Source organism: Bradyrhizobium sp. HKCCYLS3013, assembly GCF_051167615.1.
GTDB lineage: Bacteria > Pseudomonadota > Alphaproteobacteria > Rhizobiales > Xanthobacteraceae > Bradyrhizobium.
This window is the reverse complement of record NZ_JBNPTK010000003.1, coordinates 314,996-330,834: the sequence shown is the minus strand read 5'-3', so window position 1 is coordinate 330,834 and position 15,839 is coordinate 314,996. Positions and strand designations below refer to the sequence as shown.

Below are 15,839 nucleotides of genomic sequence, written 5' to 3'. Positions count from 1 at the left end.
CGTCGAGCCCCTCCGCGACCGCCGCAGCCCCTGGCGGGTGCCGATGACACGCCCTGGCAAACCGTGCTATCGAGCGCCCGCGATATGGATCGCGACGCGCCTGGAGACGCGGAATTCGGCACAATCCGGACCTTCGCCGATGCTTGACGCGCCGATCGATTCACAATCAAACCGCCCGACGACCTCCTGAATGCGACGCCATGCCGGACCAGATCAAAGCGAGAGCCGACCATCGGCGCGGTCCGCGGCAGGCAGGCATCGTCGACGCCTGGACGAGGTTCGCGTCCGGCTCCTGGATGGACCGGCGCTGGACTCCCTGGATCATCGTGCTGAGTGGCCTCGTGCTGGCGCTGCTGTGTGATGCCTTCGTGGCGCACATGCTTTCCGTCAACTATCGGGAGACCTATCGGACGACCGAGGCCGCCAACGGCGATCTCGCCCGCGCGCTCGAAGAATACATGCTGCGCAACATCCAGGGCGTCGACGTGCTCTTGAACACGACGATCGACAGTCTCAAGCAGGACCCATCGCTGCTCACCGCCGGCAATCCGGCCCTGATCAACGAGTTGAAGCGCAGGGTGGTGCCGTACCCCGCCGCGGGCGGCATCGTCGTGCTGGATGCGGACGGCAATCTGCTCGGCGACAGCGCCGGCAACGGAGTTCCCGGCCGCGAGAACAATTTCGCCGATCGGGCCTATTACAAGGTCCAGCGCGATGACCCCGGCAGCGGTCTGTTCATCGACGTGCCGGTGGCCTCGCGCGTGAACAGGGGTCGGTTCATCGCGGTCAGCCGCGCCTTGATGATGCCGGACGGACGATTTGCCGGCGTGATCGTCGTGGCTGTCGACTACGAGAATCTGCGGCAGTTCTTCCTGTCGCTGAACGTCGGGCAGCGCGGAACGGTGACGCTCTATCGCGACGACGGCACGATCCTGCTGCGCACGCCGCATGCCGACGATTTCGCCGGCCGCAACGTCCGGTCCAATCGGCTGTTCAGTCTCTATCTCCCGCAGGCCCCTCACGGCAGCTTCGAGGGCAGCGGCATGACGGACGGAACGTCGCGGAGCATCAGCTATCGCCGCGTCGCCGGCCTGCCGTTGGTGGTGACCGTGGCGCGCGACCCGATCGAATATCTGGCCGGCTGGAAGAACAATGCGCTGTACTACAGCGCCATCGCCGCCGGGCTCAATCTGCTGATCGCGGGGTTCGGCCTCGTCCTGGCGCGGCAATGGCGGCTGCGCGCGGCGTCCGAGCAGGCGCTGCGCGACAATTTCGAGCAGCATCTGCTGGTGACGGAGAACGTGCCCGCGCTGATCGTCCAGGTCGGCGCCGATGGTGACATCCGCTATGCCAACCGCGTCGCGCGCGAATGGTATGCGCAGCCGCCCAGCGGGATCGGCCGCAGCCGCCGGATCGACGACTACATCGATCCGGCCCGGCGCGGCGAGGTGAGGCCGAAGATCGAGGCCGCGCTGGCCGGCCGGACCGCGGGCGGCGAGGAGAAGATCGCGTTTCCCGACGGCCGCGAACGCTGGTGCGAGACCATCCGGGTGCCGGATCGCAGCCAGGACGGCACGGTGCGCGGCTATTTCGTGCTGTCGGTCGACATCACCGAGCGCAAGCGCATCGAGGACGAGCTGCGGCAGGCGCAGAAGATGGAGGCCATCGGCCAGTTGGCGGGCGGCATCGCGCACGACTCCAACAACATGCTGGCGGCGACGCTCGGCAATCTCGATCTGTTGCTCGACGCGCTCCCGCCCGGCGAGAGCTCCCGCCGCAGCATGGTCGAGCGGGCGATCGAGGCGGCGGAGCGGGTCGCCGACCTCAACCGCCGCCTGCTCGCCTTCGCCCGCAAGCAGGCGCTGCAGCCGCAGGTCACCGACGTGAACCAGCTCGTCAGCGGGATGACGACCATCCTGCAGCGGACGCTCGGCGAGAACATCGAGATCGCATTGGCGCAGGACCCGATGCTGTGGCACTGCCTGATCGACCCGACGCAATTGCAGAACGCGCTGCTCAATCTGGCGCTCAATGCGCGGGATGCAATGGACGGCGGCGGGCGCCTGACGATCACGACGACGAATGCCGTGCTCGACCAGCCGCTCGACGACGGCGACGAGCGCATCATGCCCGGCGACTACGTGACGATCGCGGTGTCGGACATGGGAGCCGGCATGCCGCCCGAGATCGCGCGCCGCGCCTTCGAGCCGTTCTTCACCACCAAGGAGTTCGGCAAGGGCAGCGGCCTCGGCCTCAGCATGGTCTATGGCTTTGCGCGGCAATCGGGCGGCACGGTGCTGATCGACAGCCGGGTGGCGGAGGGCACCTGCGTCACGCTGTATCTGCCGAGCGCGGGGCCGGGCGTCGGCGGTCGCGCGCGCGCCGGTGCGGCGCGGCTGGCGCGGCCGCAGACCGGCGAACGGATCCTCGTGGTCGAGGACAATCCGCTGGTCGGCGCGATGGCATCGACCATGCTGACCTCGATGGGCTACGGCCCGGTTGTCGTCACCCATGCGACGGCCGCGATCGCCGCGCTGGAGCGGCCGGATCCGTTCGCGTTGCTGCTGACCGACATTCTGCTGCCGGACGCCATGACCGGCATCGACCTCGCGCGCGAGGTGCGCCGCAGATGGCCGGAGCTGCCGATCGTCTTCATGTCCGGCTTCGCCGATCCCTCGCTGGTGCCGGAGGAACTCCGGGCGACGACCGCGCTGCTCGCCAAGCCGTTCCGGCTCGGCCAATTGTCGGAAGCGATCGTGTCGGCCCTGGCCGGCCGGAAGGCGATCTGAGCCCGCGGCGATCATGCGGGGAGCGATCCATCATTCGTCCGATCGTCGGCGCCGTCCGGGCAAGTCGTCTCCGCCTCGCGGCGCGCGATGCGTCCGAGCTGTGCCGGTCGTTTCGCCCTCGAAAGCCGAGGGCGCGGGGAATGCCGGGTGCTGGCCGCACCCATGGCCCGCCTGCGAACAAGAATGCAGGCGGCAGGAACCACAGGTTCAGCCGAGGCATCCCGGCATTCCCCGCGCGATGGTTTTGACGGCTTATACGTCCTCTCCCCGGGGACCGGCTGTCTTGCCCCCGTCGCCCGCGCAACGCGAACGCGTTGTCGCGCGCTTGGCCTCAGCACCGGGAGGCCAGGACCCTACGATTTCGCCGGCGCAACGGCTTCGTTCGTCCGCATGACCTTCGTCACGCTGCGAGCCGCTGCGCCCACCGCATCCCACCCCGCGTGCCGTGACGATCGCGATACGCCCCTCGTGCCGAGGCGGGATGGGGAGATACAATCATGATTTCCGATAAAGCGAAAGAGGAATATTTTTCGCGCGGGGACTGGACAGTGGTGATATAATTGAGCCGGCGGATGAAAAGAGAATTTCGGCGCAGGCGACCCCCACCGCGAAGCCAGCCGGACTTCCGTCTAATTACGATGCGACCGGCCGCGAGATGATCGACGCCGTCCGCCGCGTCGTCGGCCGTCCCGACCTGCCGGTGAAGCCGTTCCCGTGGATCACGCTCTGGTTCGCGGCGCCGTTCGTGCGCTTCATGCGCGAGGCGATCGAAATGCGCTGGCTGTGGAAGCAGAGCCTCGCGCTGGACAATGGCAGGCTGGCCAGCCTGCTCGGCGCGAGTCGCATACGCCCCTCGATGATGCGGTGAGGGCGGCACTCGTGCCCATCACCTGAACCATTCACTCGCGAAAGGAGCGACCGTGATCACCGCATTGTTTGCGGCGCCGCTGACACGCGCCCAGTGTCTCATGCTTGTCCTGCTCATCGCGGCGCAGGTCGCACTCTTTGTTGCTCTGCTGATCGCGCCTGGCCAGGTCATCAACTGGTCATCCAGTCTGCGCCCGCCTGGCGCGGAAGCTCTGCCGCTGGTCGTGCGCAACCTTTCAGCCATGAAGGCCGGCTACTGGCGCGATGTCCTGAAGGCCTCCACTATGGTTCACGCCGTCTGTAAAGCAGCGCTCGACCCGCGGGGACGAGTTGCAGCAGAAGGTCGTAATCCGCGACGTTCGCGGTAAGGACGACCAAACCGAGCTTCTGGGCCTGAAGAAACAGCACACTGTCCTGAAGTGCGCGCAGCTTACCGTCTCGTTCGTAACTCTGAAGACGGCAAAGGATACCCGAAAGGAGTGCTGCGCGCCCGAGCGTGTCGCCATCAGGTGCAAAGGTGCGATGGGGTGGCATCGCTTTGATGTGCTTTCCGATCACATCGATGACCGGGGCTGTGCGCGGATCAGAGGGGTTCAATACGCCGACCGTGTGCATCAACTCCTGAATCGCAACTGTTGAGTGATTCACTTGCCGATGTGCGATCAGATCGTCGAGAATCGGAGGTGATCGATCCTGCATCTGGTCGATGTAGACGCAGGTGTCGAGCAAAAGCCCCTGTCCAGCGATCAGGGTCGCGTCAACAAATGGTAGTTGGTCATCACTTCTTCGGGGCAGCGTTTTCCACGGGTCGAACCGCGCCCATCGTCGTGCGGCATCGAAATCGAACGCCGCCACGTCAAAAACCGAGCTTCAGCTTCGGATCCGCCGTACCACGCGACCGTTTGAACACATCTGCGAAGTTGTCCTCAAGCGCGACCGTTGCGAGGGCAAATTCGATCAAGTCCGTATCCGTCTCGATGCCCGTTTGCCGCTTCGCTTGGCGGACAAGTGCAGAACTCACCCGGCCGCCGATACGACCTTGTTTGTCTTTCAGCAGACCCGACCGCTCGGCTGCCCGCATCACCGCCTCGAACCGCGTCTCGCTCCCGGCGAACTGGCCAGTTGCCGCTTCGCGGTGAATCCGCGAACTGCTGCCTGCCGCGCCCTTATCTCGGCGGGTTGGTGATTTGCCTGCGGGGGATTTGGTCATGGACGCTTCGATCATGTTAGACAAAAGCTGCTGTTGTTCAACGTAGCACTTCACCACACGGATATCAACGGAGCAGCAGACCGCTCCGCCCTCACTCCACCGCATCTTTCTTAGCGATCCTGTGCAGTTGCTCGAACAGATCCGACTGCTCGCTCGTACACAGGCACACGCCCTGCGCCGACGCCGCTTCGCCCGCGTTGAGGTAGGCGTGGCCCATGGTGCTGTCGAGATACATGCCGTCGCCCTCGTGCAGGATCTCCGGCGCGTAGAACTCGGTGTGCACGGCGATGGTGCCGCGGGTGACGAGGAAGTACTCCTCGCCGCTGTGGCGGAGCAGGGGGCCGAACTCCTCGAGCGTGCGGGCGCGCACCTCGGCGATCATCGGCACCATGCGCTTTCCGATCAGGTCGGTGCACTGATAGGTGTAGGTGTAGAATCGGGTGTTGACGATCTGGCCCTGGCCGGCGCGGCTGACGCTGCGGCGGGCGGTCACCGGGCGGCCCGGCTCGGGGCGCGGCGAAGCAGGGCTGAACAGCTCGGCGATGTCCATCTGCAGGCCCGAGGTGAGCTGCAGCAGCTTGTCATAGGTCAGCGACATCAGGCCGTTCTCGACCTTGGACAAGGTCGACAGCGCCATCCCCGTTTTCTCCGCGACCTGCTTCAGGGTCAGGCCGCGCGCCTGCCGGGCCGCCTTCAGGCACTGGCCGAGCTGGGAGTGCGGGCCTTCGGCTGAAACGCTGATGGCAGTGTCTGTCAAAGCGATCTCCGGAAAATCCGTTAGCGGATCAGGCGCGCCGATGGCCGGGGCAGTTCGGGCAATCTCGCCCCAAAGCGCAGGAAATTCAATTGTGTGCTCCGACGTCCGAAGGTCATGCGTGGACAGCGGTGGAACAATGCGTTTTCAGGTCGTGCATTCGATTTCTTATATGCTAAATAGTTTTCCGAAACGGAAAAGAGAAGCCCTGTGCAATCGATTTGCGACAAGACCGCCGTCGAGCTGGTCAAGCTGCTGAAAACAAAGGCGATCTCCCCGGTTGCGCTGCTCGACTCGTGTCTGGAACGGATCGCGGCGGTGAACTCGGCGGTCAACGCGGTGGTGACCCTGGATGAATCTGGCGCCCGGGCGGCCGCCAAGCGCGCCGAGGCCGAGATCGTCAGGGGCGAGGACAGGGGGCCGCTGCACGGCCTGCCGGTGCTGATCAAGGACACCCAGGACACCGCCGGGATGCGCTCGACCTATGGCAGCCCGATCCTGGCCGATAATGTCCCGGCCGTCGACCAGGCCTCGGTGGGCCGGCTGCGCGCGGCCGGCGCGATCATCTTCGGCAAGACCAACACGCCGGAATGGGCGGCGGGCGGCAACACCCGCAATCCCGTGTTCGGCGCCACCGGAAACCCGTTCGATCCCACGCGCTCGGCCGCCGGCTCCTCCGGCGGTTCGGCGGTCGCGCTCGCCTGCGGCATGGCCCCGCTGGCCTCCGGCTCCGACACCGGCGGGTCCTTGCGCAATCCGGCCGGCTTCTCTGGCATTGTTGGGATGCGGCCGTCCTACGGCCTCGTCGCCAGCGAGAAGCGCGCCCATGGCTGGTCGTGCCTGTCGACCGACGGGCCGATGGCGCGCGACGTCGCCGACACCGCGCTGATGCTGTCGGTGATGGCAAGCGACGATGCGCGCGATCCGCTCGCCTACACCTTGCCCGGCGAGGCCGTGCGCGGCGCGCCAGCGCGCTGGGCGGTGCCGCCAGCGGTGGAACTGAACAAGCTCAGGCTCGCCTTCACCGAGGATTTCGGCTTCGCGCCGACCGAACAACTGATCCGCCGCGCCTTCCGTGCGCGCGTGTCGCGCATCGCGCCGCTGTTTGCCGAGACGCACGAGGGCGCGCCGGATTGCAGCGGGGCCGACGAGACCTTTGCGGTGCTGCGCGCCTCGCTGTTCCTCACCCAGCACGGCAGGAATTTTCGCGAAAGGCCCGACATGCTCGGGCCGAACGTGCGCGCCAATGTCGAGGAGGGGCTCGGCTACAGCCTCGAGGATTTCTCGCGCGCGAGCGCCAACCAGACCCGGATCTATCGCGCCTATCAGAGCTTCTTCGCCAGCCACGACGTGCTGATCAGCCCGACCATCACCTTGAGCCCGCGGCCCTGGGCAGAGCTCTATCCGGCCGAGATCGACGGCGTGCCGACGCGGTCCTACTTCCACTGGCTGGCGCTCGCCTATGCGGTGACCCTGGCCGGGCATCCCGCGCTCAGCCTGCCGCTCGGCCTCGACGACAACGGCCTGCCGTTCGGCCTGCAGATCGTCGGCCCGCGCGGCGGCGATGCGCTGGTGCTCGGCGTGGCCGCGGCGCTGGAAGCCGCCTTTGCCGATGACGCCGAGCTTCGCCGTCCGCGGCCGGATCTCGCAAGGCTCGCGTCGCTGCCGCCGCTGGCGCAGACGCCGGGCTTCATGGCGTGGGATTGAGGCGGCCCTCATGATCACTACATCCTGGAGCGACTAACGATGTCCGACGCCCCCTCATGGCCGTTCTCGCTGGTGCGCCGCGCCGGCGGCCTGGTGTTCCTGTCCGGCGAAGTGCCGGTCGCCGATGACGGCAGCATTCCCGAAGGGATCGCGGCGCAGACCGACCTCGTCTTCAAGCACATCGCGGAAACGCTGGCCGGCGAAGGCCTGACGCTCGACGACATCGTGTCCTGCATGGTGCACCTCGCCGACAAGGCGGATTTCGCCGCCTACAACGAAGCCTATCGCAGGCACTTCAAGGATCCGCTGCCGGTCCGTACCACGGTGCAGGCGCAGATGATCGCGGATGTGAAGATCGAGGTCACCGTCGTCGCGGCGGCGCGGACCTGAGGTAGGAGTGATGACGATGCGAAGCGCGATCGTTCTCGGTGGCGGCATGGTTGGCGTCGGCACGGCGCTGCATCTGCAGAGCCGCGGCTGGTCAGTGGCGCTGGTCGACCGCAGGGAGCCGGGCCGCGAGACCAGCTATGGCAATGCCGGCATCATCCAGAGCGAGGCCGTCAGGCCCTACGCGATGCCCTATGATCTCGCCGGCGTGCTCGACATCGCGCTGGCGCGCACCAACGACGTGCATTACAGCCTCGCGGCGCTGCCCTATCACGTCCGGCCGCTGCTGCAATATTGGTGGAATTCGTTCCCCGCGCGCCACGAGGTGCTGACGCGCACCTATGCGCAACTGATCGCGCGCGCCGCGCCCGAGCACGAGCCGCTGATCCTCGCGGCCGGCGCCGGCAACCTCGTGCGCCGCGACGGCTTCCGCGTGCTGCACCGGACGCAGGCGCAGTTCGACAAGGAGGCCAGGGAGGCCGAGGCGGTCGGCAAGGCGTTCGGCGTCAAGTTCAAGCTCTTGAGCGCGCAGCAGCTCAAGCAGGCCGAGCCCGGGCTGATCGACAGCGGCATCGGCGGCCTGCACTGGCAGGAGCCGTGGACCGTGTCCGATCCCGGCAGCCTCGTCGCCTCCTATGCCGAGCTGTTCACGCGTCGTGGCGGCAAGCTGCTGCGTGGCGACGCGACCACGCTCGCGCAGGCGGGCAGCGGCTGGGCCGTCACCACCGCGGAGGGACGCATCGAGGCCGAGGCCGTGGTGGTCGCGCTCGGGCCGTGGTCGCCGGAGTTCCTGACGCGGTTCGGCTACGACATCCCGATGGTGCGCAAGCGCGGCTATCACCGTCACTACACCGGCGGCGCGCCGCTCGATCTGCCGCTGCGCGATGCGGCGCGCGGCTATCTGATGAACCCGATGGCGCTCGGCGTGCGCATCACGACCGGCGCCGAGCTGTCATCGCCGAATGCGAAATCGACCCCGGTTCAGCTCGGCAAGGCCGAGGCTGCCGCGCGCCAGCTCATCGATCTCGGCAAGCCGGTCGAGCCCGAGCCGTGGATCGGCACGCGGCCGTGCATGCCCGACATGCTGCCGGTGGTCGGCCAGGCGGCGCGTCACAAGGGCCTGTGGCTGCATTTCGGCCACGGCCACCAGGGCTTCACGCTGGGGCCTGCGACCGGCCGCATCCTCGCCGAGCTGATGAGCGGCGAGGCGCCGAGCGTCGACGTCGCCGCCTGCGCGCCGGCCCGGTTCGGCGCATAGTGCGGGAGCCGCTGCAGCCCTGCAATTGCAGGCTGCAGCGGCGCCCGCCGGGCAGTCCCTTGTTTACCAAGCGGGCCTGTTCTGGCGCTGCAAAATCTCCACTTCACGAATTCGCAAGCCCGCTCTCCTAGGGTGACGCCGGTTGGACCAGGACGCGGGGGCGAAACGCGTTTCGTGAGTTCTGTCGTCGGCCAGTGATCCGAACATCATGTGGGGGAGCAGATGAACTTCACGGGCCTCGTGTACCGCTTCGTCTCGAATTTCGTATTTCTCGCGGCCGTCTATCTCAGCCTGAACTACGTCGAGAAGTACCAGAACCGCGCCGTGCTGGCGCTGGTGGTGCTGATCTATGCCGGCATGCGCGCCGTCACGGTGGTGCGCACCTTCCACTTCTTCGGACGGATCGAGAAGATGGAGTCGGACGTTCGCCGTCTGGCCGGCATGCTCGGCGACGGGCCGGTCGGGCAGGTGGTCAGCAGGCAGGTGGTGTCCGACGTCGGATCGCTGCGCAAGGACGGCGAGAAGAAGTCCTACATGGACCTGTTCTTCCTGGCGGCCGCCGTCATCCTCTGCGTCAGCAAGCTGGTCTCGAACTGATCGCGCGCGGCGCGGGCGAATCGTCTTAGCGTCCTCACCTGCAACATCTGCGAATGTTCAGCGCCGCCTGAGGCTGGCGAGGCGCACCGGGCGCGGCGCCGGCTTGGCGGCCACAGCCTTCGGGGCCGGGCTTTCGAGCCGGGCCAGCTGGCGCCGCTGCGCCGACAGCGGCGCGACAGGCGGCCATGCGAACAGATCGGACGCCGGCGCTGCCAAGGCCGGCGCCGCAAGCCGCCGCGCGAGCGGCGGACGCGGCCATGCCGGCTTCTGCGCGACACGTCCGACGGCCGCCGGCACGTCGAGAATGCCGAAATCATCCAGCCTGGCGCGGGCCCTCGTATCGGCGCCAGCGAGATCGACGGGCGCGATCCTCGGCCAATGCGCCACCGGGGTCTCGTCCGACGGGCGGTGCACCAGCCAATCCTCGGGCTCGGTCGGCGTCGCCGGAAGGTCCGGCGTCGCCGCCACGACGTGGACGACGCGGTAGTTCTTGGCCTTGAGCTCGGCGAGGATCTTCGGCAGCGCCGTCACGGTGCGCGCGTGGATGTCGTGCAGCAGCAGGATGCCCTTGCCGCGCGCCTCCAGCCGCTTCATCGCGAGCTCGTAGACCTTGGCGCCGGAGATGTTGCGCCAGTCGTCGGCAAGGAAGTCGGCGCTCCAGACCTGCAGGCCGAGCGAGGCGGCGTAGCTCTCCACGGCGTCGCCGCGCAGCAGGCCGGGCACGCGGAAGAACGGCGACAGCGCCGACGGATCGGTCAGCGCCGCTGTCGTCCAGGCGATGCCCTGGTCGACCTCGGGCTTGACCTGGTCGAGCGTCATCTTGTTGAAGCTCAGCGGATGGTTCTGGCTGTGGGTGCCGATGGTGTGGCCGGCGGCCGCAAGCTTCCTCACGCCTTCGGGGTCGGCCTTGGCCTGGCGGCCGATGGTGAAGAACGTCGCCTTGACGCATTGATCGGCGAGGATCTGCAGCACCTGATTGCTGTACTTGGGCAGCGGGCCGTCATCGAAGGTGATGACGACCTCGTGATCCTTGAGCGGCAGCGTCTCCTTGTACTGCATCGCGCCGATGCGCGGATGCTCGCGCGGATCGACCACCAGGACGCGTGACGTGCCGAGCGCGTTCGGATGCCCGGGACAATCGGCCACCGGTGCGGCCGACGATCCGACACTGGAGGCGATGCAGGCGACGGTGCCCAACAGCACTGCGAGCCATGTTGGCCGTCCGACGCAAGCCCACCGACGATCACGCATCACGCTGCTCACATTCCCTTCACCGTCCCGGCTCCTTCGGCCAGGGTCTTCCACGATCGATGATGTGTCGCAGCCGCGCGGAACGGGCAAGCGACCGCCAAGACATAGCAGGGATGTGCGGCTGTCGCGAGATGACATCGTTCCGGGTTCCGGTTTGCCCGCGGCTGTTGCCGGATTGCAAGCGGCAGAAATCGCCGCAATCACGGCAGTCGAGCGTAGACGGCGGTCCTGAACGGCGGATTAACCACCTTCGTGCGGCAGCGTCGGCGCGGCTGAAGGGCGTTCGCTACGCTCCTCGTGATGCAAATCCTCCGGCGGCTTCGGCACCACATGGACCACGCGATAGCCGTGTGTCTTCAGGTAGCGCAGGAACGCCGGCAGCATGGCCACCGTGCGCGGCTGCGGGTCGTGCAGCAGGATGATGCCTTTGCGCGCCTGGTTCAGCCGGCTGGTCAGCCGATGGAGAGTCTGCTGCGGCGACAGCGGGTTCCAGTCGCCGGCCCAGAAGTCGGCGCCGAACACGACGATGCCGCGTGACTGCAGCAGGTCGAGCGTCGCCGGTGTCGATTCGAAATAGGGGAAGCGAAAGAATGGCGTCGACGGCGTAGTCGTCTCGACGCCGTTGAGCGCCTTCTCGTCGGCGGCGATGCCGCGATCGATCTCAGCGACGGCCTGTTCCGGCGTGATGTGCGCGAGATGCGCATGCGTGAAGGTGTGATGACCGACGGTGTGGCCTTCGGCCGCGATCTTCCGCACCAGCGCGGCGCGGCCCGACGCGGGCTGGCCGACCAGGAAGAAGGTCGCGCGCACGCATTCCCTGGCGAGCGCGGCGAGCACCTTGTCGGTCATCGGCGGCGACGGGCCGTCGTCGAAGGTCAGCACCACCTCGCCGTCATGCAGCGGCAGCGTGTCCGGGAAGCTCTTCAGGCCGACGCGCGGATGTGTCGCGGCGTCGACGGTGAGAATGCGCGACGTGCCGAGCGTACCTTCGCGCGGGCATGCGGCAGGCGCGGCCGCGGCGACGTCAGCCGCAAGCAGCGCCGCCACGACGCCGGCCGCGTTTACCCATCCCGTCATCGATCGCCAAGGCCGCATCTTTTCCCGTTGCGCTCGCTGTTGCCGATTATGTAATGCGTGAAGCACAAATCAGACCATTTGCTCTGAAATCAAGCGCGTGAGGCACGTCATGAACGAGACATCGGACGTTGCCCATGCTGATGCAACTCTACGCGATCGCGCGCCGATGCGCACCGAATCCGGCGAGATTCGCGCCGAATTCATCGCGGCCATCGCGGCGGCTATCGCCGCCGAGGACGAGGCGTTCCTGCGCGCCGAGGTCGCCGAGCTGCACGAGGCCGATCTCGGCGACCTGATCGCGGCGCTCGCGCCGGACGACCGTGTCCGGCTGGTCGAGCTGACCGGCACCGATTTCGACTTCTCCGCGCTGAACGAGGTCGACGACGCGGTCCGCGAGGAGATCCTCGAGGAGCTCGAGCCCGAGACCGTCGCGGAGGGCGTGCGCGAGCTCGAATCCGACGACGCCGTCGAGCTGTTGGAAAGCCTCGACGAGGAGGACAAGGAGGAGATCCTCGAACGGCTGCCGCCGTCCGAGCGCGACGCGCTCGCGCGCAGCCTCGACTATCCCGAAGGCTCGGCCGGCCGCCGCATGCAGCGCGAGTTCATCGCGGTTCCCTTGGGCTGGACGGTCGGCGAAGCCATCGATTACATGCGCGAGACGCGGGATCTGCCCGAGCGGTTCTACGAGATCTATGCGGTCGACGACGCACGGCATTGGCAGGGCGCGGTGTCGCTCGATGCGCTGCTGCGCGCCCGCCGTCCGGTTCCGCTGGCCGATCTGATCGACGAGGACCGCCGTCGCGTCACCGTCACCGACGATCTCGCCGAGGTGGCGCGGCTGTTCGGCAAGTACAATCTGGTCGCAGCCCCCGTGGTCGATGCCGAGAACCGGCTGGCCGGCGTCATCACCATCGACGACGTGGTCGACGTCATCGAGGAGGAGGCCGACGAGGATTTCAAGGCGCTCGGCGGCGTGTCCGGCGACGAGGAGCTGTCCGACAGCGTCTGGACCATCGCCAAGGGCCGCTTCAACTGGCTGCTGATCAATCTTGCCACCGCGTTTCTGGCGTCCTCGGTGCTCGGCCTGTTCGAGGGCCAGTTGCAGCAGATGGTCGCGCTCGCCGTGCTGGCGCCGATCGTCGCCAGCCAGGGCGGCAACGCCGCGACCCAGACCATGACGGTCGCAGTGCGCGCGCTGGCGACGCGCGAACTCGGGCCGAACAATGCGATGCGGGTGGTGATGCGCGAGGGGCTGGTCGGGCTCGTCAATGGCCTGGCCTTCGCGCTCGTCACCGGCATCGCGGCCGTGGCGTGGTTCAAGACGCCCGGGCTCGGCATCGTGATCGGGCTTGCGATGATCTCGAACCTCGTCGCGGGTGCGCTCGGCGGCATCCTGATCCCGATGGTGCTCGAACGGGTCCGCGCCGACCCCGCGGTGGCCTCCGGAACCTTCGTCACGACGGTGACCGACGTGGTCGGCTTCTTCTCGTTTCTCGGCATCGCCACGCTCTGGTTCGGCCTGAAATAACCCCTGCGCCTGAACGACTTATATCGTTAATCCGGCCTTAACGCGGTTCGGCGAGACTGTCGCTCGACACGGAGTCGGACGATGCAACGCTTGCGGCTGAAGGCAGATGGACGGATCGTGGAGCTGCGCGACGGCGAGGAGATTCCGCTGGCGCCCGCGGCTCCGCTCGAAGTGCGCGATCTCAGGCGGCGGGTGCATCTGACCCAGCAGGAATTCGCCGCCAAGCTCGGTGTGCCCGTCGAGACCATCCGCAATTGGGAGCAGGGCAAGCGCATGCCGCGCGGCCCGGCGCGCGCGCTGCTCACCGTCATCGCGCATGCGCCCGAGACGGTGTTTGCCGCCTTAGCCAAGACTTAAGCCAACCACGGGTCGTGCGTTGGCAACGCCCGGCGTGTGCCTACATAATGTTGCACGCGCTCTGGAGTGCACGGCCATGCTGATGATCGAGGCCAACGGTGCCAGGATTCCCGCTTTGGGTCTCGGAACCTGGGAGCTGCGCGGGCGCGCCTGCAGCCGCATCGTCGAGCAGGCGCTCACCCTCGGCTACCGGCACATCGACACCGCGCAAGTCTATGAGAACGAGCAAGAGGTCGGCGAGGGCCTGCGTGCGTCCCGCGTCCGGCGCAACGAGGTGTTCCTGACCACCAAGGTGTGGACCACGCATTTCGCGCCGCACGATCTCGAGCGCTCGGCCAAGGAGAGCCTGGTCCGCCTGCGCGTCTCCGAGGTCGACCTGTTGCTGCTGCACTGGCCCAATCCGCACGTGCCGCTGACCGAGACGCTCGGCGCGCTGGCGCATGCCAAGACGCTCGGGCTCGCACGCCATATCGGCGTGTCCAATTTCACGGTCGGTCTGCTCGACGAGGCGGTGGCGGCGTCGCCGGAGCCGCTGGTGTGCAACCAGGTCGAGTATCATCCCTATCTCGATCAGACCAAGGTCCGCGAGGCCTGCGCGCGCCATGGCGTCGCGCTCGTCGCCTACAGCCCGATCGCCAAGGGCAAGATCAAGAACGATCCGACCTTGACGCGGATCGGCCGCGCCCATGGCAAGAGCCCGGCGCAGATCTGCCTGCGCTGGCTGGTGCAGCAGAGCGTCGTGGCGATCCCGCGCACCTCCAAGATCGAACGGCTGTCCGAGAACCTCGACGTGTTCGATTTCGAGCTGTCCGAGCAGGACATGGCCGACATCTTCGCGATGGGCAGTCCCGAGGGGCGGATGACCAACTTCGCCTTTGCGCCGAAATGGGATTGAGGGCGGCGCCCGCGCATTTATGCTAAAGCCTGACATGACAGGGCGCGGCCGGCGGGCCGCACGACGGCGGCTGCCGCATTCCCTGCCGATGATCGGAGCGATGGCGCGACGCGCACCTTCGCTCATGCGCGGGCGTAGTGAAGCAGCATGGAACGTTGGCAGTTCATCCGTTGGGGCATCGCCGCGTCCGTGCTCGCGCATCTCCTGATCGCCGGTGGGGTCATGGTCTCGACCACGGTCCGGCCTTATGAGCTGCCCAAGAGCGACGAGATCGAGGTCAACATCGTCGACGCCGACGAGCCGCAGAAGACGCCCGAGCCCGTCGCCACGCCATCGCCATCCCCGACGCCGGATCTGGTGCTGCCGCAGCCGGACCCGAACGCCTCGCCGGCGGCCGCCGCACCGCCACCGCCCAGTCCGCCGCAGGACGCCAAGGAGACCCCCAATCCTCCGATGCCGGCCGCGCCGGCGGCGAAACAGCCGGCGCCGGCAGCATCGCCCAAAGCGGTGAAGACGGCCGCAAAGGCGGAGAGCAGATCCGCCGTCAAGCCGGCGCCGCCACCCGTGCCGGCACCCGCGCCGACCTATGTGCCTCCCGAACCGGATCTCACGGTGAAGTATGGGGTCATGCTCGGTCTGCCCGAGCCATTGTCTCCGTTACCGCGTCCCGGCGGCCCGGAGGACGGCAAGGACGCCGGGCCGACCGCGACGACGAACCTCGCCGCCAATCTGGAAGCGGCTCTGCGGCAGAAGGTCAGGAGCTGCGCGCGGCTGCCGGCCTCGCTGTCGCTGTCGGACAACGTGCTCATCAGGCTGCGCTTCGGCATGACACCCGATGGACGGCTGGCGACAGAGCCGGAGGTGATAGAGGTCGTCGCGGCCTCCAAGGCGATCCAGCTCAAGGAGAGCGCGGTCCAGGCGTTGAATGCCTGCCAGCCCTACGCGATGTTGCCTCCCGATCGCTACGACGAGTGGAAGGTGATCGAGATGTCGTTCACGCCGCAAGATTTCGCCCGCTGATCTGCGGCCGGCGACGCATGAAGGCGGGCGCGTGGTCGGGCGCTTGTGTGTCGACGCAACCGCCGATCATCCTGTATGCGTCGCCGATAGCATGAGCGTCGACGGCGCGGCTGCGCGGGCCGTCCACGCCCAACATGGAGAC

Annotated in this window: 15 protein-coding genes; 10 read left to right on the top strand and 5 right to left on the bottom strand. The window is 67.3% G+C overall.

Features of this window, described 5'->3' with window-relative positions; genetic code table 11:
- Positions 1-200: 200 nt before the first annotated feature.
- The gene (locus ACQR1F_RS08290) at positions 201-2,789 is read left to right on the top strand and encodes an ATP-binding protein (protein WP_434912795.1); all 2,589 of its coding nucleotides are present in this window, start codon (positions 201-203) and stop codon (positions 2,787-2,789) included.
- 655 nt (positions 2,790-3,444) lie between these two features.
- Entirely contained in the window at positions 3,445-3,657 is a 213-nt protein-coding gene (locus ACQR1F_RS08285) for a hypothetical protein (protein ID WP_315804158.1), read from the top strand.
- Between the two features lie 281 nt (positions 3,658-3,938).
- Here ACQR1F_RS08285 and ACQR1F_RS08280 read toward each other — a convergent pair whose 3' ends face one another.
- The 3 genes from ACQR1F_RS08280 to ACQR1F_RS08270 all read right to left on the bottom strand — a co-directional run bounded on the left by ACQR1F_RS08280 (position 3,939) and on the right by ACQR1F_RS08270 (position 5,623).
- Positions 3,939-4,511, bottom strand: a complete 573-nt coding sequence (locus tag ACQR1F_RS08280; protein WP_315804157.1) for a type II toxin-antitoxin system VapC family toxin — start codon at positions 4,509-4,511, stop codon at positions 3,939-3,941.
- Between the two features lies 1 nt (position 4,512).
- Positions 4,513-4,866: a hypothetical protein gene (locus tag ACQR1F_RS08275; RefSeq protein WP_316181794.1), complete on the bottom strand. Its 354-nt coding sequence runs from the start codon at positions 4,864-4,866 to the stop codon at positions 4,513-4,515.
- A gap of 91 nt (positions 4,867-4,957) precedes the next feature.
- On the bottom strand, positions 4,958-5,623 hold the full coding sequence (locus ACQR1F_RS08270) for a helix-turn-helix domain-containing protein (protein ID WP_315804155.1): 666 nt from the start codon (positions 5,621-5,623) through the stop codon (positions 4,958-4,960).
- Between the two features lie 207 nt (positions 5,624-5,830).
- Between ACQR1F_RS08270 and ACQR1F_RS08265 the strand changes: the two genes are divergently transcribed.
- From ACQR1F_RS08265 to ACQR1F_RS08250, 4 genes are all read left to right on the top strand, one after another.
- Positions 5,831-7,327 carry an amidase gene (locus tag ACQR1F_RS08265; protein ID WP_434912794.1) on the top strand — a complete coding sequence of 499 codons (1,497 nt, stop codon included), beginning with the start codon at positions 5,831-5,833 and terminating at the stop codon, positions 7,325-7,327.
- Between the two features lie 39 nt (positions 7,328-7,366).
- Positions 7,367-7,717 carry a RidA family protein gene (locus tag ACQR1F_RS08260; protein WP_315804153.1) on the top strand — a complete coding sequence of 117 codons (351 nt, stop codon included), beginning with the start codon at positions 7,367-7,369 and terminating at the stop codon, positions 7,715-7,717.
- 16 nt (positions 7,718-7,733) lie between these two features.
- Positions 7,734-8,972, top strand: coding sequence for an NAD(P)/FAD-dependent oxidoreductase (locus ACQR1F_RS08255; protein WP_315804152.1), 1,239 nt, complete (start codon positions 7,734-7,736; stop codon positions 8,970-8,972).
- Positions 8,973-9,194: 222 nt separating this feature from the next.
- Entirely contained in the window at positions 9,195-9,569 is a 375-nt protein-coding gene (locus tag ACQR1F_RS08250) for a hypothetical protein (RefSeq protein ID WP_315804151.1), read from the top strand.
- Between the two features lie 57 nt (positions 9,570-9,626).
- On the opposite strand, the gene ACQR1F_RS08245 is transcribed toward ACQR1F_RS08250, so the two are convergent.
- Positions 9,627-10,820, bottom strand: coding sequence for a polysaccharide deacetylase family protein (locus tag ACQR1F_RS08245; protein WP_434912793.1), 1,194 nt, complete (start codon positions 10,818-10,820; stop codon positions 9,627-9,629).
- A 240-nt stretch (positions 10,821-11,060) separates the two neighbouring features.
- On the bottom strand, positions 11,061-11,897 hold the full coding sequence (locus ACQR1F_RS08240; RefSeq protein ID WP_434912792.1) for a polysaccharide deacetylase family protein: 837 nt from the start codon (positions 11,895-11,897) through the stop codon (positions 11,061-11,063).
- A 109-nt stretch (positions 11,898-12,006) separates the two neighbouring features.
- Between ACQR1F_RS08240 and mgtE the strand changes: the two genes are divergently transcribed.
- The 4 genes from mgtE to ACQR1F_RS08220 all read left to right on the top strand — a co-directional run bounded on the left by mgtE (position 12,007) and on the right by ACQR1F_RS08220 (position 15,697).
- Complete coding sequence (gene mgtE / locus ACQR1F_RS08235; protein WP_434899373.1) at positions 12,007-13,425, top strand: magnesium transporter; 1,419 nt, start codon at positions 12,007-12,009, stop codon at positions 13,423-13,425.
- Between the two features lie 81 nt (positions 13,426-13,506).
- Positions 13,507-13,782, top strand: a complete 276-nt coding sequence (locus tag ACQR1F_RS08230; protein ID WP_315718360.1) for a helix-turn-helix domain-containing protein — start codon at positions 13,507-13,509, stop codon at positions 13,780-13,782.
- A gap of 76 nt (positions 13,783-13,858) precedes the next feature.
- Positions 13,859-14,677: an aldo/keto reductase gene (locus ACQR1F_RS08225; RefSeq protein ID WP_316181804.1), complete on the top strand. Its 819-nt coding sequence runs from the start codon at positions 13,859-13,861 to the stop codon at positions 14,675-14,677.
- Positions 14,678-14,824: 147 nt separating this feature from the next.
- Entirely contained in the window at positions 14,825-15,697 is an 873-nt protein-coding gene (locus ACQR1F_RS08220) for a hypothetical protein (RefSeq protein ID WP_434908606.1), read from the top strand.
- The last annotated feature ends 142 nt before the right edge of the window (positions 15,698-15,839 follow it).